The organism is Ferribacterium limneticum, from assembly GCF_020510585.1.
Taxonomy (GTDB): Bacteria; Pseudomonadota; Gammaproteobacteria; order Burkholderiales; family Rhodocyclaceae; genus Azonexus.
Genome location: NZ_CP075190.1, coordinates 2,058,432 through 2,077,669, shown reverse-complemented (window position 1 = coordinate 2,077,669; position 19,238 = coordinate 2,058,432). Strand labels below are relative to the sequence as shown.

Below are 19,238 nucleotides of genomic sequence, written 5' to 3'. Positions count from 1 at the left end.
ATGACTTCAAGCTGGCAGCAACACGCCGCGCATTGCTCGCAGGTAATGGAGGGCGATTCGACAGCCAGGATTACGCGACCTCGTCGATCCACGCCTGCTGGATCGCTTCGAGAATCTTTTCACCGCAGTGTTTAGGGTCGTCGCTAAAACCGGGCAAAGCCATCACCCAGTCACGCAGATCGACGAAATTGACTGTCAGCGGATCCTTGTCCGGGTGGGTATCGGTCAGCTCGATGGCGATATCGTTGATGTCGGTCCATTTCATTTGCGATGCCCCTCCTTCGCCATGTTGATGCTGTATTTCGGAATTTCGACTGTTATTGGCGTTGACCGTACGATTGCCTGGCAACCGAGGCGCGAATTGGGTTCCAGGCCCCAGGCCTTGTCGAGGAGATCTTCTTCGATGTCTTCAGCCGGCTCCAACGAGTCGAAGCCATCGCGCACGATGACGTGGCAGGTGGTGCAGGCACAAGACATTTCGCAGGCATGATCGAGTTCGATCTCGTTGGCCAACAGATTCTCACAAATCGATTTACCCTCTTCCGCTTCAATGACGGCGCCATCCGGGCAAAGTTCAAGATGTGGCAGGACGATCAATTGCGTCATGCGTCTTCTCCCATTTTGATGTCGTCAACGTTGCGGCCGGCCAACACCTTCTTGATACTTTGGTCCATGCGGCGATGGGCAAAGGCCTGCGTCTCGAAACCCAGGTCGTCCATGGCGATATTGATCAGACGGCGATTCTCGCCAGCGATGGTTTCGCGCAGCTTGGTGATGGTAGCGACGATTTTGGCGTTCTCAGCCTCATTCAACAGATGCGGATCTTCCATCATCGCGGCTTCGGTAGCCTCGATCATTCGCTGCGCTTCGACCTGCGCCTCCTTGAGGGCACGACTCATTGCATCGTCCTTGGCGTGTTCCATCGAATCCTTGAGCATGCCGGCGATCTCGTCATCCGTCAGGCCGTAGGACGGCTTGACGGTCACGCTGGACTCGATGCCAGTCGTCTGTTCACGCGCCGCTACCGACAGCAGGCCGTCGGCATCGACCTGAAACGTCACGCGGATACGCGCCGCACCGGCCACCATCGGCGGAATGCCGCGCAGTTCGAAGCGCGCCAGCGAACGGCAGTCGCTCACCAGTTCCCGCTCACCTTGCACAACGTGAATCGCCATCGCCGTCTGGCCATCCTTGAATGTCGTGAATTCCTGGCCCCGTGCCGTCGGAATGGTGGAATTGCGCGGAATCACCTTTTCGGTCAGGCCGCCCATCGTTTCCAGGCCAAGCGACAGCGGAATGACGTCAAGCAGCAGCCAGTCGTCCTTGCCGGTCTTGTTGCCGACCAACAGGTTGGCCTGGGTCGCCGCGCCGAGGGCAACGACCTTGTCCGGATCGAGATTGGTCAACGGATCCTGGCGGAAAAAATCGCCCACGGCCTTCTGCACCTGCGGCATGCGCGTCGAGCCACCGACCATGACCACACCCTTGATGTCCTCAACGCGCAAGCCGGCGTCACGAAGCGCCTTCTTGACCGGCTGCAGGGTCTTGGAGATTAGCGTCTGGGCAATCGCCGCGAAGGTTGGCACATCAAGCTTGATGTCGACCATTTCGCCCGAGGTCAGGCGGACCGTGATCTGCGCTTCCGGGTTGTTGGTCAGGTATTCCTTGGCCTCGCGGCAACGCATCATCAAATGACGGCCATCTTCCGGCGACAAAGGCTGCAGCTTGGCTTGTTCAATAACCCAACAGAAGATGCGGTGGTCAAAGTCATCCCCGCCCAGCGCCGAATCCCCTCCAGTGGACATGACTTCAAAAACACCCTTGGTCAGTTTGAGAATGGAGATATCGAATGTGCCGCCACCAAGGTCATAGACCGCATAGACCCCTTCGGCAGCGTTATCCAGGCCATAGGCGATGGCTGCAGCAGTCGGCTCGTTGAGCAGGCGCAGGACATTGAGGCCGGCCAGACGCGCCGCATCCTTCGTGGCTTGGCGCTGTGCATCGTCAAAATAGGCCGGCACGGTAATCACAGCCCCGACCAGATCGCCACCAAGCGCTATCTCGGCACGCACCTTGAGACTTTTCAACACTTCAGCCGAGACTTCTACAGGGCTTTTGATACCGGCGATCGTCCTGACCTTGACCATGCCGGGCGCTTCTATGAAGTCGTAAGGCATCGATTCAACGTGGGCAATATCCTTCAACCCGCGCCCCATGAAGCGTTTGACCGAAACGATGGTGTTGCGCGGATCAATCGCCTGTTTGGTCTGGGCGTCAAAACCGACCTCCGTGCTGTTGTCGGCATGGTAACGGACTACCGACGGCAGCAACGGACGTCCCTGCTCATCGTTAAGGCAGACAGCCATTCCACTACGAACCGTAGCAACCAAAGAGTTGGTCGTACCAAGGTCGATGCCGATGGCAAGTTTGTGTTCATGAGGGGCGGCCGACTCACCAGGCTCGGCAATTTGAAACAGGGCCATTTTTATTCTTCCAGCGACGCCAGCGCGTCGTCGATTTCGTACAAAAGTTTTTCCAGGAACATCAGCCGACGAACACGGTCCGTGGCCAGCGCAAGCTCGCTCAGCTCGAATAGCTCACCAAGTTCCTGATAACGCGCATTAATGTCACCACGCAGACGGTTATGTAGGCGCTCCAGTTCGTGGTGATCACCACCATCGCGAGCCTCCATCACCGCTTCGCGCCATTCCATTTGCTCCATCAAAAAATCGGTGGGCATGGCGGTATTGCTCTCCGCCTGAATGTCGTGGCCAGCCAGATGAAGCATGTACTTGGCTCGCTCCAGCGGCTTTTTCAGCGTCTGGTAGGCTTCATTGGCATGCGTAGCCCACTGCATCGACAGGCGCCGATCGGCATCACCAGCGTTGGCGAACCGATCGGGATGCACCTGTGCCTGAATATCGCGATAGCGTGAATCCAGGTCAGATAAATCGAGCCGGAAGCCCGGATTCAACCCAAACAGGGAGAAATGGTCGGCTCGGAAATCCATTAGACGTTAAAGGATTCGCCGCAACCGCACTGATCCTTGACGTTCGGATTGTTGAATTTGAACCCTTCGTTCAAGCCCTCGCGAGCGAAGTCCAGCTCCATTCCATCCAGATAAGGCAGGCTCTTGGCATCGACAATGACCTTGACGCCATTGTGTTCAAACACCATGTCATCGGGATTCACCTCGTCGACAAATTCCAGCTTGTACGCCATGCCGGAACAGCCGCTGGTCCGCACGCCGAGACGCAGGCCAATGCCTTTGCCGCGCTTTGCCAGGAAGTTGGCGACGTGTGTTGCCGCCTTATCGCTCAAGGTGACGCCCATGCTTATTCTCCGTGCTTTTTCTTGTAATCGGCCACAGCTGCCTTGATGGCATCCTCGGCCAGAATTGAACAGTGAATTTTAACCGGCGGCAAGGCCAATTCTTCGGCAATTTCCGTGTTTTTGATCGACAAGGCCTGATCGACCGTCTTGCCTTTGACCCACTCGGTCACCAGAGAAGACGATGCGATGGCCGAACCGCAACCGTAGGTTTTGAACTTGGCATCCTCGATCACGCCTGCCTTGTTCACCTTGATCTGCAGTTTCATGACGTCACCGCAGGCCGGTGCGCCGACCATGCCGGTACCTACGTCATCATCTTCCTTGCCGAAGGAACCAACGTTGCGCGGATTCTCATAATGATCAATGACTTTTATGCTGTAGCTCATGCTGTTTCTCCTTGAATTTCTTTAGTGTGCAGCCCATTGAACGGTACTCAGGTCAATGCCGTCCTTGAACATTTCCCACAACGGAGAAAGCTCACGTAATTTACCAACTTTCGTATGCAATAATTTGATTGCATAGTCTATTTCTTCTTCTGTCGTAAAGCGACCGATGCTAAAACGGATAGAGCTATGGGCCAATTCATCATCACGCCCCAGGGCGCGCAACACATAGGACGGCTCCAGACTAGCTGAGGTACAGGCCGAGCCGGAAGAGACAGCCAGATCCTTGATGGCCATGATCATCGATTCGCCCTCGACATAGGCAAAGCTGATGTTCAGATTGTGCGCCACCCGTTGTACGAGGTCGCCATTGACAAAGGTTTCCTCGATATCCTGCAAACCTTTCAGCAATTTGTCACGCAAGGCACCGATACGCTTGTTCTCTTCGGCCATTTCCTCACGGGCCAGACGGAAGCACTCGCCCATACCGACGATCTGATGCGTCGGCAGTGTGCCCGAGCGGAAGCCACGCTCGTGACCACCGCCGTGCATTTGGGCCTCGAGACGAATACGCGGCTTGCGGCGAACATACAGTGCACCAATGCCTTTCGGACCGTAGGTCTTGTGAGCACAGAAGCTCATCAGGTCGACCTTGAGCTTACTCAGGTCAATATCCACCTTGCCAGTGGCCTGGGCAGCATCGACGTGAAAAACCACCCCCTTCTCGCGGCAAACCTCACCCAGTTCGGCAATCGGCTGGATCACACCGACTTCGTTATTGACGAACATCACGGAGGCAAGGACGGTATCCGGCCGAATGGCGGCCTTAAAGACTTCCAGGTCGAGCAGACCGTCTTCCTTGACATCGAGATAAGTCGCCTCGAATCCTTGCCGCTCCATTTCGCGCACAGTGTCGAGCACTGCCTTGTGCTCCGTCTTCACCGTGATGATGTGCTTGCCCTTGGTGCCGGCGTAGAAATTGGCAGCCCCCTTGATGGCGAGATTGTTGGACTCAGTCGCACCGGAGGTCCAGACGATTTCCTTGGGATCAGCATTGACCAGTGCAGCCACCTGCTCGCGAGCCTCTTCGACTGCCGCATCAGCCACCCAGCCGAAGCTGTGCGAGCGCGAAGCGGGATTGCCGAAATGCTCGCACAGGTAGGGAATCATTTTTTCAGCGACACGCGGGTCGACTGGGGTAGTTGCCGAGTAATCCAGGTAAATGGGGAGTTTCATCGTCATTCTCGCTAAGTCGGGTTGTTCAGGCAGCCATCTATTCAGTTGACAGCTGTCAGTCCTTGCAGTCGTCCGACTGTCACCTGCAAGGCGTTGATAAATTGTTCAATCTCTGCTTCCGTATTTGCAGTGCCCAAGCTTACTCGCACAGCACCGCGGGCGACATCAGGGGCGAAGCCCATGGCGCGCAAGACATGTGATGGCTCCGGATTGGCGCTGGAACATGCCGCACCACTGGCCACAGCAAATCCTTCGCGGTCCAGCTTGCCGACCAAGGTTTCGCCATCAATATTCGGGAAAGCGAAATAGCTGGTATTCGGCAAGCGTCTCGCGTCCGTCGCGAAAATTCGAGCGCCCAATCCGACCAGCCCAGACTCCAGCTTCAACTGCATAGCCCGCATGCGAACTGGTAGTTCGGCAACGCGAGCAGCGGCAAGTTCCGCAGCAACACCAAACCCAACGATCGCCGGGACATTTTCGGTGCCAGAGCGCAGTCCGCGTTCATGACCGCCGCCGGCAATCAATGGCTGCAATTCGACGCGCTTGTCGAGAATAAGGGCTGCTGCGCCTTTGGGACCGCCAGCCTTGTGCGCCGACAAAGTCATGGCATGGACACCGGCAGCATTGAGCGCACGGAAATCGATAGCCAATTTACCCAAGGCCTGTACGGCATCACTATGAAACCATGCCCCCGTGCCGCTGGCGGCATTCGCCAGTGCAGCAACATCCTGAATAACGCCGGTTTCATTATTGGCGAGCATGATCGACAGCAGCTTCGGCTTGTCGAGCAATACCTCGGCATAGTCTTCGATTTTTACCCTTCCAGCGCCGTCGACCGCAAGATGCCTGAGTTCCCAGCCCTGCCTGGCTAATTGAGCTGCCGGCTTGAGTACGCAAGGGTGCTCGACGGCACTGACGGCAAGCAAACCAGGCTTAAGGCAGGCTGCGGCCCCCTTCAGGAACAGGTTGTTGGCTTCACTGCCCCCACTGGTAAAAACCACCTCAGTCGGATGTGCATTGGCTGCTGCAGCGACTTTCTGGCGTGCCTCATCTATAGCCTGTCGTGCCTGTCGCCCGTATTCGTGGAGGCTCGACGCATTGCCAAACCGGCTGTCAAGCCAAGGCAACATCGCTACCAGCACCGTCGGATCAAGCTGTGTTGTGGCGTTGTGGTCTAGATAAACGGGCCTGAACATGGTTCTCTCAGGCAATAGCTGGCATCTTGTCACGGCCACTACGAGCCCGGGGTTGCGGGCCAAGGCGTTTGTCCTCAAGCACTATCGTGCCCATACCGCGTTTTTCTTTTTCACGACCAACAAGCTCTGCAAGCGTTACGGAAGCAAGGTAGTCGAACATTTTGGCATTCAGCGTCGACCACAGGTCATGCGTCATACAACGGTGTTCGTCATGACAGTTCTCGCGACCGCCACACTGGGTAGCATCGAGTTGCTCATCGACTGCCCGAATGATGTCTGCCACCGCAACCTGATCGAAAGGTCGGGCTATACAATAACCGCCACCGGGGCCACGCACGCTATCGACCAGCTTGTGACGACGCAATTTGCCGAACAACTGCTCCAGATAGGACAGCGATATTCCCTGCCGCTCGCTAATACTGGCCAGCGCTACCGGCCCGCCCTCACCACGCATGGCAAGGTCCATCATGGCCGTTACGGCAAAACGTCCTTTAGTTGTCAAACGCATTCCGAACCCCTATTAATAACCTAGTACTGCAGTCAACTATATCCAATCCAGACAAAATTAGTCAACTATTTTACTCAGGTATTTTGGATCAAATGCATCGGACTGATCCACTTCTTGATCACACTTGACGCCTTGGGCATCGAGCTCCTTGACCAATGAGGCCAGCCGTCGATCAGTCTCAGCAGCATGATCCAGCAACGCATGAATTGCCTTGGCCAGCGGATCATCCTGATCGCGCCCCACAGCATAGGCTGAAAAGCCCAGCTTTTCGGCCTGAGCCTCGCGCTGGCGGGTTTGCTCGTTGTTGTCAAGAATCCGCGCAGGGTTCCCTACTGCAGTCGCCCCTGCTGGCACAGGCTTGGTGACAACGGCATTGGAGCCGACCTTGGCTCCAGCCCCAATGGTGATGGGTCCAAGCACCTTGGCTCCAGCCCCAATAACCACATTATTTTCCAAGGTCGGGTGACGCTTGCCCTTGTTCCATGAGGTGCCACCGAGCGTAACGCCATGGTAGAGCGTGACGTCATCACCAATCACAGCGGTTTCGCCAACCACCACCCCCATACCATGATCAATGAAGAAGCGGCGTCCGATGGTTGCCCCCGGATGAATTTCGATACCAGTCAGCATTCGCGACAAGTGGGCAGTGAAGCGGCCCAGCCAGCGAAGGCGATGCCCCCATAGCCAGTGTGCCAGGCGATGCATGATCAGGGAATGTATCCCAGGGTAGCAAGTGAGCACCTCCCAGAATGAGCGGGCGGCCGGATCACGATCAAAGACCGAACGGATGTCCTCACGCAAATACCGGAACATGAAACCTGATCTCCCTGTTGAATGGAGAGCGATTTTAGAATACTCGACTGAATTTGTCAGCTATTTTCCCCACGGGCGGCGCGCCGTATAAGTTTATAATCCGAAACTCGACGCAATTCGCCAGCTCTCCATGCCCAACCGCCTCGCATCGCTACTTGTTGTCATTTGTTTGCTTGCCGGTTGCACAACACCCCCACCGACCACGACAAGCAATGTGCGCGGTGATTACAGCCACACCCGAAAATATCTTTCATGGCTGGTCCACCGTGAAATGGCGCAAAACGAGATTACCGGCATAAGCATTGCGCTGATCGACGACCAGAAAGTGATTTGGCAGCAAGGCTTCGGCTATGCCGACCTTGAAAACAAAATTGCGGCCACGCCAGATACCATCTATCGAGCCGGATCTATTGCCAAGGTCTTCACGGCCGCTGCAGCAATGCAATTGGCCGATGAGGGCAAACTGGACATAGATCAGCCACTCTCCGCAGCCCTACCCGAATTCTCGATAAAGACTCGGTTTCCAAATGCTGGTCCGGTGACACCACGCAACATAATGTGTCATCACTCAGGGCTGCCATCCAATTTCCTGCAAGGCCTGTTCGTCCGGGAACCTGATCGCTTCGAATCGGTTGTTGCCAATATCCGCGACGAATATCAGGCCTTCCCCCCGAACTACGTTTTTTCCTATTCGAATCTAGGAATGGCGCTGCTCGGTGCAGCAATCCAGAAGGTCAGCGGCAGCCCCTTCGACGCGTACATGGATCGTCGATTTTTTCAGCCCCTAGGCATGAACCAGAGCAGTTTCGCACCGCGCCCAATCGCCAAGGCCTACGACCGAAACAAGGAAATCGAGGTATTCTCTCTTCGCGATATGCCAGCAGCCAACTTGCTGAGCAACGTTGTTGACCTAAGTAAGTTCATGAAAATGCAGTTTGCTGAAGGGAAGTCAGGTGAATACCAGATTCTCTCGGCGGCCTCAACCCATGAGATGGTGCGCATCCAGAACAAGAATTTCCCGATGACATTCGGGCAATACGTTGGCCTGGGCTGGATGATGAGTGGCATCGACGTACCTGGCGGGGGCGCCGTTGCCAGCCACGGCGGCTCACTACCGGACTCTCACAGCATGATGGCCATCCTGCCTGAGCACAAACTGGGCATCGTCATCCTCTCCAACTCATCCTCGTCGCACGTTGCAGTCTCCAAAATCGCCACCGAAGCCTTGCGCCTCATGCTCGAAGCCAAGACGGGCATTAGACAGGATGCAACACCGCCAGCACGAGCCGCAGAGCGCGTACCGACCACCGAGGAATTGCGCCAGTTCGACGGCAATTTTGACACTATGGTTGGCCTTGCCAGGATCAGCACAAAAAATGGGCAGATCGACGTCGAGGCAGCCGGCCATCAATTCCGCCTGGTGCCACACGAAGACGGTTTGCTGACCATCAAGTATCGATTGTTCGGAATGATGGCTGTACGCGTCGGCGCCTTCGAGGACATTCATCTGTCTATGGCGAATGTCGACGGGCGGCAAATCATCGTCGGCCGTATCGGCGCGGAATCGCTGATCTTTGGCGAAAAGCTGAAGCCAACGAAAATCCCCGAGCGCTTTTGGAACAATCTTGGCCACTACGAGATCATTGGAAAGATAGATGGCCCTACACCGGACAGGCTTCTGCTCAAAGAAGACAACGGGCTGCTAGTCGGTGAGGCGCACTTCCCGGAAGTACCTGACCTCCTTTTACGGATCGCCTTCCATGCCGTCTCTGACAACGAAGTGGTAACAGCCGGCTTGGGCACCGGTCGCGGAGATACGCTACGACTGATTGGTGCCGGCGACGAAGCCATGCTGGGCTTTTCCGGAATTCAACTACGCAAGAAACAGAACTAACAATGAGCGATCTTCATCATGAATTGAAGGCATTTATCATCGAAACGATGAACCTTGAAGACCTTTCTCCTGCAGATATCAGCGACGACACTCCGCTCTTTGCCGAAAATGGTTTGGGCCTGGATTCGATTGACGCCCTCGAATTGGTGCTTGGCCTGAAGAAAAAATACGGCGTAGTGCTCGAAGCAAGCAACGAACATGCCCGCGAACACCTGAGATCGGTGGGGAGTCTTGCCGCCTTAATCAGGGAATTAAGTCCAAACGACTAACCCTACATTTTCACGCCGATATCGGGGCAAAAAAATAGCACCCTAGGGTGCTATTTTTATATCTGTATAACTCTGAACTATCCTTTACGCCCCTTGTAGCGACGTACAAGACCGAAAAGACCAATTCCCACTAGCGCCAAAGAACCTGGCTCAGGCACCCCCGTGGAAGGAGTGCAACCTGTCGTACCAGACACACAACCAGTGACGGAAGCCAACTTGATGTAGTCGTAGCTGTCAGTAAGCATTCCACCTGTAGTGCTACCACCAACCAAGGGATTGTAGGCACCAATCAACCAGTACGAAGAAGAAATGCCACCAGCATTAATTGTCGTGGAACTGTTAAGAACTTGAGCAGAACTAGTACTTCCCACGTTGCTATAGTTACCGATCAGCACCCAACCTGAAGCAGAATTCGCAAGAGCACTGTAAGTACTGCCAATCAGCGTCGGCGCGCCTGCCCCAACATAAGCCATCACCGTGAGATCGGAATCATACTGAGACCACCCCAACGTCAACTGTTGTAGCTTGACTGCGGACGAAAAACTGAGCAATGCCGAGTCATAGCGTTGATTATTGTCAATAGAGTGCTCAGGAGAGTACGACTCGTTCACGTCGCAATAGGAACCACTTGAACATGCGTCAAGGTTGTAAATCCCTCCCCACGTATTCGTCCAGGTTGCTCCCTGAATCGTTTGGGTTGCCGCATTATTTGCCGAGGATGATGAAGTATTCGTACCACCAGTATTCGAAAGCGCCGTCACTGTAACGTCACCGCTGATCGCTCCGTAGTTGGAAGCAAGCGTCCATGTCGTCGCAGCCGATACATGCCCAGCCAATACCAGCGTCAATACACCGCACAATACTTTGAGTTGGTTTTTCATGTTTTTCCCCGAAATCAATTCTTGAGTAACCACTAAGCAAAAACCGAACCACAATAAATTAAACAATATTTTCAATAAGTTGCGGCATCAACACACCCCTATAAACTCTGGTTGTGTAAAAAAAACCGACACGAAATCGGCCTTCTCACAGCCCCAAGTCTTTCTTTAGCTGTGTAACCATTGCGCCGCTTGAAGCGCGACCCGCTCCACTGAGCGCAGCGCTTAGCTCCTCACGAGCCTCGTCTTTTCGACCAATTTTCGCCAAGGCATATGCCAGATGGAGACGGATTTCGCCATTTTCGGGGCTGCGCAGTCGAGCTTCACGCAGATAGCGCAGTCCGGCCTCGGCCTGCCCCTTGCTGACCAGTATCCAGCCTAGCGTGTCGCCATAGGCGGGATGGGTCGGGGAGAGTTTGAGGGCGCGTTCAGCAATATCCTGTGCTGCCGGATCGTTCATCTGATGCAGCAAATTGGCGTAGTTGTTGAGAGATACCGCATCTTCCGGAGCATTTTCAATCACTCGCTTGTAGGTCAGTTTCGCGGCGGCTAGCTGGCCAGCGCGAAACTGGCTTTCAGCCAAGGCCTTAGGTGCCATCTGATCATCAGGATGACTCTTGACCCAAGTTTCAAGAAAGGCTGCCGCCTTGCCGGGCTCGCCTGCCGCCATGTGCGCCTGGACAAGCGCCAAGGCATTGCCGATACTTTCCTCACGAGCAAGGAGCTTGCGATAGCCGGTGATGGCCGCTGCGTATTGACCGCGCGACATGGCCAAATCTGCACCAACTCGAGCCGTCTCGATAGCCGCCGGGTGCTTGGTGCTAAGCGCTTTGAGTGCAGAGTCAGTCTTTGCCACATCGCCACGTAGGGCCTCAACCTGAACGGCCAGAGCAAGTGCCGCGACATCATCGGGACTGCCCTGCAGAGCTTTGTACACACTGTAGGCAGCACCATCAGGGTTGGATGCAGCGATTTGCATTTTGGCAATTGCAACCTGGGACCTCGGATCGAACTCTGCCAAACGGGTCGCGCCGGTCAATATAGTCCGGGCGTCTGCAGCATTGCCATTTGCCAAGTGGGTTCGAGCCAGAGCGAGTTGAACGTTCAGATTGGTGGAGAATTTACCCGCCAACTCCTTTGCAGCCGCCAAAGCATGTTCGCCTTGACGCTGATTCAGCAGGAGGTCAATCAGCACGAGCGTCGGCTTGGGGTCGGTGCGCTGCACATTTCCGGCCTTGGTCAATTGGCGAATCGCAGCGTCGGGCCGGCCAGCCCGTTGCTCAAGCAAACCATATTCGAACAGGACCTGATGATCGTTGCTGTCTTTCTTCAACAAACCATCAAGACGGCGACGTGCTTCGTCGAAGCGCTTCTCCCCGATATCGAGGCGCGCCAGATTCAGAACAGAGGGTGGAAATGCTGAATCCTTGGCAAGAACCTGCGTATACGCGGCACGCGCACCTGCCTTGTCGCCACTTGCACCTTTAAGCGAACCCAAAAAATTTAACGTTGTGAGATTGGCCGGATCGCGCTTGACCATGGACTCCGCAATCTTCATCGCCTTTTCGGTCTTGCCTTGTCGCATATGGAGCATTGCCAGCGCCATCCCTGTCCGCGTATCGGATGGATTGGCAGCGAAAGCTTTTTCCAGACTCAACTGACCTTGCGTAGTTTGCCCAAGCCCAAGCTGACTGAAACCTAGCGAGCGGTTCATGTCTGGCGACCCCGTCCGTTCGGCTGCCTTCTCGAGCAATGTGGTCGCCTGAGCATAGCGCCGTTGGGACAAATTAATCGATCCGAGCATGAACATTACCTGCGGATCTTCCGGCAATGCTCGTTGCAGCGATTCGAGTAATGTCTGGGCACGTCCGAAGTCTTTGGTGTCAACGTATATTGAGGCGAGAAGCTTCTTCGCGCCGAGATTGTTCGGACTGCGCGAGATAATGACATCCAGATACTCACGGGACTTCTGATGATTGCCGAGTCCGTAGTGAGCCAAGGCCGCTGCCATCAGCAATTGCTCGCGACGCGCCAACCAGGCAGGTGGCAGAGCATCAACGATCCGAGTAACTTCCGCGAGAGCATCAGTTGTGGCCTTGGCGTCACCTTGCTGACTGGCCAGCACCGACCGCAGGTACGCTGCACGAGGCTCATCTTCTGCCACTGTCTTCAGATAGTCGAGATCCTTGCGGGCGTCCGATTCGCGCTTGAGGTCGATGAGGAGTGCAGCCCGGGCAACACGGGCATCGACATGCTTTGGGTTAAGCACCAAGGCTTTGTCATACGCCGCCAGGGCTTCCGCAGCGTTAAACGCAGCGTGCAAAACGGATGCTTTCATGTTCCAGGCAAAAGCGTTGTTTGGTGCCAGTTCGACAGCTTTATTTGCTTTTTCGCGAGCCTGATCGACTTTTCCTGCCGCCAGCAACATTGGAACTTCGGCGATCAGCGGCGAGGGTGATTTCGGGTCGATTGCTCTCGCGTTTTCGAAACTCTGGGCTGCGAGGCTGTTATTTCCAGCCTCCATGTAGGCACTCCCACGCATGGTGAGAACTTCAACCTGCAACGTCGGCGACAAGCCGGAGGCCGGAATCTTATCTATCACGGCTTCAGGACGGCCTAGGGCCAGGTAGACCTGACCGAGCGGTAGCGCGACTTCGCCACGGTTTACGCCCTGTTTGAGCGCCTCTTCAAATGCGGCTTCTGCACCTTTCAGATCGCCGTTCCTGAGCAAGGCCTTGCCGAGCAAGAGGTGAGCGGCAAGCATCTTCGAGTCTTGCTGCAGGGCATTCTTCAATTGAATGACTGCGGCTGGCATTTCATTTTTTTCGTATCTTTTCAGGGCATCTTCGTAATAGCTTGATGCTTTTTCTGGCGACGCCAGAACACTCGCAGGCAACCCAATACCGATGACGAATGCAACTGAGGCACGAATCGCAAGGTCAATGCCTCGACGTACCGGAGATTGGAAAAACTGCTGGCAATACAATGTTTTGAGACTCATCGCGGTCAGAACACTCAAGTGAATGGATTGGCATTGCTTGGGCAAGACAGCCCCAACATGCCGAGTCCAATACTAATGAGCTACCGCTATTTCCTAATGTGCGTTTTTTCACGAATCACAGCGGATTTCGTGGACGGCCTTTTGGTGTTCAGGCAATCAGCACCTGACTCTATCGAACCTCGATAGTGACCGTTTTTCCTGACTTACCGCCAGCCTTTCGTATCAGCTCGCCAATATCCGTGTTATTGAATCGCATTGCGATATCCAGAGCCGTTTCACCGCTATCGAGGGTACGGCCCAGGTCGGCCTTGCTGGCGATCAGTAGTTGTACGACATCCTTGTGCCCGCTACGCGAAGCTGCAATCAACGGAGTAGTACCGTTCTCGGATGCCAGATTCACGTCCGCGCCAGACTTGATGAGTAGCCTGGCAATCTCAAGATGGCCACTGAATGCCGCATAGGCTAATGGCGTCCAACCTTGCATGTTGACTGCCGCACCGCCGGCCAGCAATAACTCGACAACTTTCTGATGGCCGCGAAAGGCAGCCAGACGCAGCGCCGTGTCGCCTGCCGCGTTGCGGGCGTTTAGTTTGGCGCGGTTCTTGATCAGATAGTCCACCACTTCGGCATGCCCGTCACGGGCTGCCAGCATCAACAGCGTGTTGCCGTCGATATCGGTAGTGTCGAGGGATGCGCCCTTGGCAGCAAGTTGGGCGATTTCGCTGACGTTGCCCATCTTGGCCGAGGAGATCAGATCATCATAGGTGGCAGCGCAGGCGAGCGCTGGGAGCGCGAGGGCAATTGCTACGGTCAACCGGAATTTTTGGCTAATTTTCATGGCCGTTTTGCCCCTTTGAACAACGAAAAGAAATTATCGGTCGTCGCCTGGTGAACTTGATCGATGCTGATCGAACGCAGCTTGGCGACTTCCTCGGCGACGTAGCGTACGTAGGCCGGCTCGTTTGGTTTGCCGCGATACGGGGCTGGCGCCAGATAGGGCGAGTCGGTTTCGACGAGAAGGCGGTCCAAAGGGCATTTCTTCGCCACTTCCTTGACGATGATAGCGTTCTTGAACGTGACGATTCCCGAAAATGAGAGATAGAAGCCGAGATCAAGCGCCAGACGCGCAATATCCCAGTTTTCGGTAAAGCAGTGCATGACACCGCCGACCGCATCGGCACACTCTTCCTTCAGGACGCGCAAGGTATCGGCAGAGGAATCCCGCGTGTGCACCACCAATGGTTTGCCGCAACGCTTGGCAGCCCGAATGTGGGTCCGGAAACGATCGCGCTGCCACTCCGGCTGATCCTTCTGCCAATAGTAGTCGAGCCCGGTTTCTCCGATGGCGATCACTTTAGGGTGTGCGGCAAGGCCCAAAAGCCTGTCTTCATCGGGCTCTTCGACATCCGTGTATTCAGGATGGACGCCCACCGTTGCATAGAGCTGCGCATGTTGCTCGGCGAGGGCGATCACCTGCGGAAAATCTTCCAGATTGACGCCGATGCAGACCGCCAGATCGACCTGGTTTTCCTGCATGCGTTGCAGGACGTCCGGCATGCGATTGGCCAGATCAGGAAAATCGAGGTGGCAATGGGAGTCGACCAGCATGCCGGTCAATCAGAGCGTATGCGTGGGACGGGCCGACTGCATGACACCGCCAAGCAGGCCTTCGATCTTGCGCCGGGCCTCCTGGCCGCTTTCGTCATTGTTGAAATGCACACCGATTCCCTGCGCCCGGCCGTTCTGGGCGCCGGCCGGGGTGATCCAGACGACAGTGCCAGCGATTGGCAGCTTGGCCGGATCATCCATCAGCGACAGCAACATGAAGACTTCATCGCCGATGGTGTAGCTGCGCGTCGTCGGAATAAAGATGCCGCCGCTGCGTAAATGGGGCATGAATGCGGCGTAAAGCGCGGATTTCGAATTGATGTTCAGCGAGAGAACGCTAGGGCGCTGCGGAGCGGGTTTTGCTTCACTCATCGTTGATCAATTGGCAAACAGGGCTCGATAATCCAGAAAAAGGCTTTCCAGGAAGAGGCGCGCATTGAGCGGCTGCTCGGCCTCCTGGCGGCGTGTAATCAGGGCCCGATACGACTGAATCAGGCGTGCAGGCGGAATCATATCAGCCAAGCCTGAAATAATGGTCTGTTGCGGCAGAAAATATCGAACAGACAGGCCATTCCTGGCCAGAGTCAGGTCAACCATCCATTTCTGCAAGGCTTCGGTGATGTGTTTCAAAGCCACCTTGCCCTTGCTGTCCTTGACGGCTTTTTCGAGTTCGGCGGCGGTTGCCAGAGGATCACTCTTGCGACCAGAGCCCAGTCGCGCAGTCAGTAACTCAAGCCAAGCGCCCTGCCCTGATGTTGCCAATTCCATCGCCAGCCCGGGCGACCCACCGGCCAGTGCCAACCACCGTTCAGCTTGGGCAACACCTTCGTCTGCCAGAACCTTTTCCGCAAGTTTCATCGACGGCACCGGTACTGGCACGACCTGACAGCGGCTGCGAATAGTTGGCAGCAAGCGCATCGGCTCACTAGAAACCATTAAAAACAAGGTATCTGGCGCTGGTTCTTCAAGTGTTTTAAGAAGTGAATTTGCCGTGCTGCGGTTCATTGCCTCAGTCGGATTGACCAGAATGATCCGCAATCCGCCGCGATGAGTACCGATGTTGAAGAATTCATCGAGTCCGCGCACCTGATCGATAGTGATCTGTTGGCTGGGCTTTTTCTTGCCATCCTCGACCTCGGCTTCTTCACCGAGCGCATCGGGCTTCAGCAAGCGAAAATCGGGATGGTTGCCTTGCTCGAACCAGTTGCAGGCCAGGCATTTCCCGCAAGCCAAACCTTCGATCGAGGGCGATTCGCAGAGCAGGCTGGCCGCAAAACGCCTTGCCAGCTCATATTTTCCCAAGCCTTTTTGGCCCACCAGCAACAGCGAATGCGGCAATTGCTTCCGCCTTGCCTGCAATCCGGCCCAGACCTTCGAATGAAGATCAATAACGTTCATAAACAAATCGCTGCAATAATTTGTTCAAGTTGTTTGCGAATATTTTCAATGGTGTTGTCAGCATTGACGACACGCATTCTGGTCGGGCTGCCATGCGCTCTTTCCAGATAAGCCTGACGAACACGCTCATGAAAATCGACTCGCTCCTGTTCGAACTTGTCGAGCACGCGATTGGCCAGCACGATGCGTTCGCGCGCAATGTCGAGCGGCAGGTCAAATAGCAGGGTGAGATCTGGTTGCAGGTGTTCATGCACCCAATGTTCCAGAATCAGGAACTTGGCGCGATCCAGCCCGCGCCCACCACCCTGATAGGCGTAGGTGGCGTCGCTGAAGCGGTCGCAGATCACCCATTCGCCGCGGGCCAGAGCCGGTTCGATCAATTTGGCCAAGTGCTCGCGGCGGGCGGCGAACATGAGCAGGGTTTCGGTTTCCAGGTGCATGGGCTCGTTGAGCAGCAATTCCCGCAACTTTTCACCCAGTTCGGTGCCGCCTGGTTCGCGCGTCACTTGGACGACGATGCCGCGCGCGCGCAGCAATTCGGCCAGCCACTCGACGTGGCTGCTCTTGCCGGCGCCATCTATGCCTTCGAAAGTGATGAATTTACCTTTCACTTCCCACCCCTTTGATATCGGTTAACTGCGTTGTTGTGTTCATCCAGCGTCTGCGAAAACTGGCTGCTGCCGTCGCCGCGGGCGACAAAATAGAGAACTTCACTTTCGGCCGGGTTGAGTGCCGCGCGTAACGAAGCCTGTCCCGGCATGGCGATCGGCGTCGGCGGCAGGCCGGGCCGGCTGTAGGTATTGTACGGGGAGTCAGTTTGCAGGTCGCGCTTTCGCAGATTTCCGTCAAAGTTCTCGCCCAGACCGTAGATCACCGTCGGATCGGTTTGCAGAAGCATGCCCTTGCGCAGGCGATTGACGAATACGGCAGCGACCAGATTCCGGTCTGCTTCGCGTCCGGTTTCCTTTTCGACAATCGAGGCCATGACCAGCGCCTCGCCAGGGGTCTTGTAGGGTAGTCCGGCCGCACGCTGAGCCCACTCGGCATCCAGTTTGCGCTGCATGGCCCGATTGGCCCGCGCCAGTAGATCCAGATCGCTCGATTGCTTGTCGAAAAGGTAGGTATCCGGAAATAGCTGGCCTTCCAGGCTGCTGATATTGAGCCCCAGTTGCGCAATGATCTGCGCTTCGCTCATGCCGCTCGTTTCGTGACTCAGGTCGGGATGCTTATCCATGCGCCCGCGCCACTGGCGGAAAGTCCAGCCTTCAACCAAGGTCAGTTCGCCCTGCGTCACCTTGCCTTTGAGCAGCTTGTTGAGCAATTGGAACGGGGTAACCCCAGTTTTGACCGCATAGCTCCCGGCCTTGATGGCCGTATCGGCCCGGTTGAGACGGGCCAGCGTAGCGAGCAACGTTGGCTCGACATTGATGCCGGCCTCGCGCATCTGGGTGATGGCTGAACGCAAGCTGCTGCCGGCCGTCACCCGAAAATCGAGCGGCGAACTGCTCAATAGCAGGGGCTGATTGGCCCACCACCACAGGCCACCTGCTGCGGTCGCCAAGAGCAAAAATATCGGGAGGAAAATCCGGGGGAAGAAGTGCACGGGAACTCGAAGGGAGCAAGCAGGTCTTGCCCGTGTGGAACGAGCACGTTATAACGAGCGATATAATATCCGAAACCCCCTCAGGAGCCCTCATGAATCCCCACTGGCGCAGCTTTCTGGAATCGACCGAAGGTGTCTTCGATAACGATTCGACCGAGCTTCTCAACTTCGGCGACGCCGCCGGCGAACTGCTCGCCGCAACGCAGCAGACCGTCGTTGTCCCGCTCACCCACCTTGGACTTATCGAAGCCACGGGTGAAGAGGCCAAGGCCTTCCTGCACAGCCAGTTCACCAGCGATATCAACCATCTGGCCGATGGGCAGGCGCAGCATGCCGGATGGTGCACGGCCAAGGGGCGGATGCAGGCCAGTTTCGTCGTCTGGCGTCAGGGCGAGCGCTATCTCCTCGCACTGGCTGCCGACCTGCAGGAAGCAACGCAAAAGCGCCTGCAAATGTTCGTCTTGCGGGCAAAAGTAAAACTTGCTGCGCAGACCGACAGCACCGTCATGCTTGGCCTCTCCGGGCCGCAAGCCGAAGAGGCACTGTCCGGTGCCGGACTGCCCTGCCCGGCTGAAGCGATGGTGGCTACGGCCACCGCCGATGGCACAACCGTCATTCGCCTCGATACCACGCGTTTCATGATTGTGGCACCGGAGTCGGCGATGGCGGCGCTGTGGCAAAAACTCACCGTCAAAGCCCGTCCGGCAGGCATCCCCGCCTGGCGCTGGCTCGATATCCAGGCCGCTTTCCCGCTCGTCACGCTAGCCACCAAGGAAGAGTTCGTGCCGCAAATGGCCGATTTCGAAAAAATTGGCGGCGTCAGTTTCCACAAGGGCTGTTACCCGGGACAGGAAATCGTTGCCCGCACTCAGTACCTCGGCAAGGTCAAGCGCCATTTGCATCGCGTGACCAGCGCGCAGATACTGAAGGCCGGCGATGTTCTGCACTCGCCCGACAACCCGGATCAGTCCTGCGGCACGGTGATGACCGTCGCTCCGTCGCCAACCGGCGGCTATGAAGCCCTGGCCGTTATCCAGAGCAATTTTGCCGGCAATGTGCGTCTTGGTTCGCTGGAAGGCCCCTCCATTCAGGCTGCTGCGGTCAACCCGTAAAAACAG

At 56.0% G+C, this 19,238-nt stretch carries 21 protein-coding genes; 3 read left to right on the top strand and 18 right to left on the bottom strand.

The window, feature by feature from the left end; genetic code table 11:
- Positions 1–70: 70 nt before the first annotated feature.
- From iscX to cysE, 10 genes are read right to left on the bottom strand one after another with little or no spacing between them, the layout of a single operon-like run.
- Positions 71–265 (bottom strand): Fe-S cluster assembly protein IscX, encoded by a 195-nt coding sequence (gene iscX, locus KI613_RS10205; RefSeq protein ID WP_226405461.1) that lies wholly within the window; start codon positions 263–265, stop codon positions 71–73.
- Positions 262–606, bottom strand: a complete 345-nt coding sequence (gene fdx / locus KI613_RS10200) for an ISC system 2Fe-2S type ferredoxin (protein WP_226405460.1) — start codon at positions 604–606, stop codon at positions 262–264. Before fdx ends, iscX begins: the two co-directional genes overlap by 4 nt.
- Positions 603–2,483 carry a Fe-S protein assembly chaperone HscA gene (gene hscA, locus KI613_RS10195; protein WP_226405459.1) on the bottom strand — a complete coding sequence of 627 codons (1,881 nt, stop codon included), beginning with the start codon at positions 2,481–2,483 and terminating at the stop codon, positions 603–605. The genes fdx and hscA overlap by 4 nt, the downstream gene beginning before the upstream one ends.
- A gap of 2 nt (positions 2,484–2,485) precedes the next feature.
- On the bottom strand, positions 2,486–3,010 hold the full coding sequence (gene hscB, locus KI613_RS10190; RefSeq protein WP_226405458.1) for a Fe-S protein assembly co-chaperone HscB: 525 nt from the start codon (positions 3,008–3,010) through the stop codon (positions 2,486–2,488).
- Entirely contained in the window at positions 3,010–3,333 is a 324-nt protein-coding gene (iscA, locus tag KI613_RS10185) for an iron-sulfur cluster assembly protein IscA (protein ID WP_226405457.1), read from the bottom strand. The genes hscB and iscA overlap by 1 nt, the downstream gene beginning before the upstream one ends.
- Positions 3,334–3,335: 2 nt before the next feature.
- On the bottom strand, positions 3,336–3,719 hold the full coding sequence (gene iscU, locus KI613_RS10180) for a Fe-S cluster assembly scaffold IscU (RefSeq protein ID WP_226405456.1): 384 nt from the start codon (positions 3,717–3,719) through the stop codon (positions 3,336–3,338).
- A 21-nt stretch (positions 3,720–3,740) separates the two neighbouring features.
- Positions 3,741–4,952: an IscS subfamily cysteine desulfurase gene (locus KI613_RS10175; protein ID WP_226405455.1), complete on the bottom strand. Its 1,212-nt coding sequence runs from the start codon at positions 4,950–4,952 to the stop codon at positions 3,741–3,743.
- Between the two features lie 41 nt (positions 4,953–4,993).
- On the bottom strand, positions 4,994–6,148 hold the full coding sequence (locus KI613_RS10170) for a cysteine desulfurase family protein (protein ID WP_226405454.1): 1,155 nt from the start codon (positions 6,146–6,148) through the stop codon (positions 4,994–4,996).
- A 7-nt stretch (positions 6,149–6,155) separates the two neighbouring features.
- Complete coding sequence (iscR, locus tag KI613_RS10165) at positions 6,156–6,656, bottom strand: Fe-S cluster assembly transcriptional regulator IscR (protein ID WP_226405453.1); 501 nt, start codon at positions 6,654–6,656, stop codon at positions 6,156–6,158.
- A gap of 57 nt (positions 6,657–6,713) precedes the next feature.
- Positions 6,714–7,469 (bottom strand): serine O-acetyltransferase, encoded by a 756-nt coding sequence (cysE, locus tag KI613_RS10160; RefSeq protein WP_226405452.1) that lies wholly within the window; start codon positions 7,467–7,469, stop codon positions 6,714–6,716.
- A 130-nt stretch (positions 7,470–7,599) separates the two neighbouring features.
- On the opposite strand from cysE, the gene KI613_RS10155 reads away from it, so the two are divergent.
- Together KI613_RS10155 and KI613_RS10150 are read left to right on the top strand one after the other, a co-directional pair.
- The gene (locus KI613_RS10155) at positions 7,600–9,363 is read left to right on the top strand and encodes a serine hydrolase domain-containing protein (protein ID WP_226405451.1); all 1,764 of its coding nucleotides are present in this window, start codon (positions 7,600–7,602) and stop codon (positions 9,361–9,363) included.
- 2 nt (positions 9,364–9,365) lie between these two features.
- Positions 9,366–9,632, top strand: coding sequence for a phosphopantetheine-binding protein (locus tag KI613_RS10150; protein ID WP_226405449.1), 267 nt, complete (start codon positions 9,366–9,368; stop codon positions 9,630–9,632).
- A gap of 77 nt (positions 9,633–9,709) precedes the next feature.
- Here KI613_RS10150 and xdp1 read toward each other — a convergent pair whose 3' ends face one another.
- From xdp1 to mltG, 8 genes are all read right to left on the bottom strand, one after another.
- Positions 9,710–10,513, bottom strand: a complete 804-nt coding sequence (gene xdp1 / locus KI613_RS10145; protein WP_226405447.1) for an exosortase-dependent surface protein XDP1 — start codon at positions 10,511–10,513, stop codon at positions 9,710–9,712.
- Between the two features lie 145 nt (positions 10,514–10,658).
- Positions 10,659–13,529 carry an XrtA/PEP-CTERM system TPR-repeat protein PrsT gene (prsT, locus tag KI613_RS10140; protein WP_226405445.1) on the bottom strand — a complete coding sequence of 957 codons (2,871 nt, stop codon included), beginning with the start codon at positions 13,527–13,529 and terminating at the stop codon, positions 10,659–10,661.
- A gap of 151 nt (positions 13,530–13,680) precedes the next feature.
- A complete protein-coding gene (locus KI613_RS10135) occupies positions 13,681–14,349 on the bottom strand; it encodes an ankyrin repeat domain-containing protein (protein ID WP_226405443.1) in 669 nt (222 codons plus the stop codon).
- On the bottom strand, positions 14,346–15,119 hold the full coding sequence (locus tag KI613_RS10130; RefSeq protein WP_226405739.1) for a TatD family hydrolase: 774 nt from the start codon (positions 15,117–15,119) through the stop codon (positions 14,346–14,348). The genes KI613_RS10135 and KI613_RS10130 overlap by 4 nt, the downstream gene beginning before the upstream one ends.
- A 9-nt stretch (positions 15,120–15,128) precedes the next feature.
- A complete protein-coding gene (locus KI613_RS10125; RefSeq protein WP_226405441.1) occupies positions 15,129–15,491 on the bottom strand; it encodes a PilZ domain-containing protein in 363 nt (120 codons plus the stop codon).
- A 6-nt stretch (positions 15,492–15,497) separates the two neighbouring features.
- The gene (gene holB / locus KI613_RS10120; RefSeq protein WP_226405439.1) at positions 15,498–16,517 is read right to left on the bottom strand and encodes a DNA polymerase III subunit delta'; all 1,020 of its coding nucleotides are present in this window, start codon (positions 16,515–16,517) and stop codon (positions 15,498–15,500) included.
- Positions 16,514–17,128: a dTMP kinase gene (gene tmk / locus KI613_RS10115; RefSeq protein ID WP_226405437.1), complete on the bottom strand. Its 615-nt coding sequence runs from the start codon at positions 17,126–17,128 to the stop codon at positions 16,514–16,516. Before tmk ends, holB begins: the two co-directional genes overlap by 4 nt.
- Positions 17,125–18,078, bottom strand: a complete 954-nt coding sequence (gene mltG / locus KI613_RS10110; protein WP_404826997.1) for an endolytic transglycosylase MltG — start codon at positions 18,076–18,078, stop codon at positions 17,125–17,127. Before mltG ends, tmk begins: the two co-directional genes overlap by 4 nt.
- Before the next feature lie 134 nt (positions 18,079–18,212).
- Between mltG and ygfZ the strand changes: the two genes are divergently transcribed.
- Entirely contained in the window at positions 18,213–19,232 is a 1,020-nt protein-coding gene (gene ygfZ, locus KI613_RS10105) for a CAF17-like 4Fe-4S cluster assembly/insertion protein YgfZ (RefSeq protein ID WP_226405434.1), read from the top strand.
- Positions 19,233–19,238 lie beyond the last annotated feature (6 nt).

What these genes read in the sequence shown, in the direction of transcription:
- KI613_RS10125 (WP_226405441.1), bottom strand. Translation starts at nt 15,491, where the DNA reads ATGAGTGAAGCAAAACCCGCTCCGCAGCGCCCTAGCGTTCTCTCGCTG.
- iscA (WP_226405457.1), bottom strand. Translation starts at nt 3,333, where the DNA reads ATGGGCGTCACCTTGAGCGATAAGGCGGCAACACACGTCGCCAACTTC.
- KI613_RS10135 (WP_226405443.1), bottom strand. Translation starts at nt 14,349, where the DNA reads ATGAAAATTAGCCAAAAATTCCGGTTGACCGTAGCAATTGCCCTCGCG.
- iscX (WP_226405461.1), bottom strand. Translation starts at nt 265, where the DNA reads ATGAAATGGACCGACATCAACGATATCGCCATCGAGCTGACCGATACC.
- iscU (WP_226405456.1), bottom strand. Translation starts at nt 3,719, where the DNA reads ATGAGCTACAGCATAAAAGTCATTGATCATTATGAGAATCCGCGCAAC.
- KI613_RS10175 (WP_226405455.1), bottom strand. Translation starts at nt 4,952, where the DNA reads ATGAAACTCCCCATTTACCTGGATTACTCGGCAACTACCCCAGTCGAC.
- cysE (WP_226405452.1), bottom strand. Translation starts at nt 7,469, where the DNA reads ATGTTCCGGTATTTGCGTGAGGACATCCGTTCGGTCTTTGATCGTGAT.
- KI613_RS10150 (WP_226405449.1), top strand. Translation starts at nt 9,366, where the DNA reads ATGAGCGATCTTCATCATGAATTGAAGGCATTTATCATCGAAACGATG.
- KI613_RS10130 (WP_226405739.1), bottom strand. Translation starts at nt 15,119, where the DNA reads ATGCTGGTCGACTCCCATTGCCACCTCGATTTTCCTGATCTGGCCAAT.
- iscR (WP_226405453.1), bottom strand. Translation starts at nt 6,656, where the DNA reads ATGCGTTTGACAACTAAAGGACGTTTTGCCGTAACGGCCATGATGGAC.
- KI613_RS10155 (WP_226405451.1), top strand. Translation starts at nt 7,600, where the DNA reads ATGCCCAACCGCCTCGCATCGCTACTTGTTGTCATTTGTTTGCTTGCC.
- ygfZ (WP_226405434.1), top strand. Translation starts at nt 18,213, where the DNA reads ATGAATCCCCACTGGCGCAGCTTTCTGGAATCGACCGAAGGTGTCTTC.
- xdp1 (WP_226405447.1), bottom strand. Translation starts at nt 10,513, where the DNA reads ATGAAAAACCAACTCAAAGTATTGTGCGGTGTATTGACGCTGGTATTG.
- KI613_RS10170 (WP_226405454.1), bottom strand. Translation starts at nt 6,148, where the DNA reads ATGTTCAGGCCCGTTTATCTAGACCACAACGCCACAACACAGCTTGAT.
- holB (WP_226405439.1), bottom strand. Translation starts at nt 16,517, where the DNA reads ATGAACGTTATTGATCTTCATTCGAAGGTCTGGGCCGGATTGCAGGCA.
- hscB (WP_226405458.1), bottom strand. Translation starts at nt 3,010, where the DNA reads ATGGATTTCCGAGCCGACCATTTCTCCCTGTTTGGGTTGAATCCGGGC.
- fdx (WP_226405460.1), bottom strand. Translation starts at nt 606, where the DNA reads ATGACGCAATTGATCGTCCTGCCACATCTTGAACTTTGCCCGGATGGC.
- hscA (WP_226405459.1), bottom strand. Translation starts at nt 2,483, where the DNA reads ATGGCCCTGTTTCAAATTGCCGAGCCTGGTGAGTCGGCCGCCCCTCAT.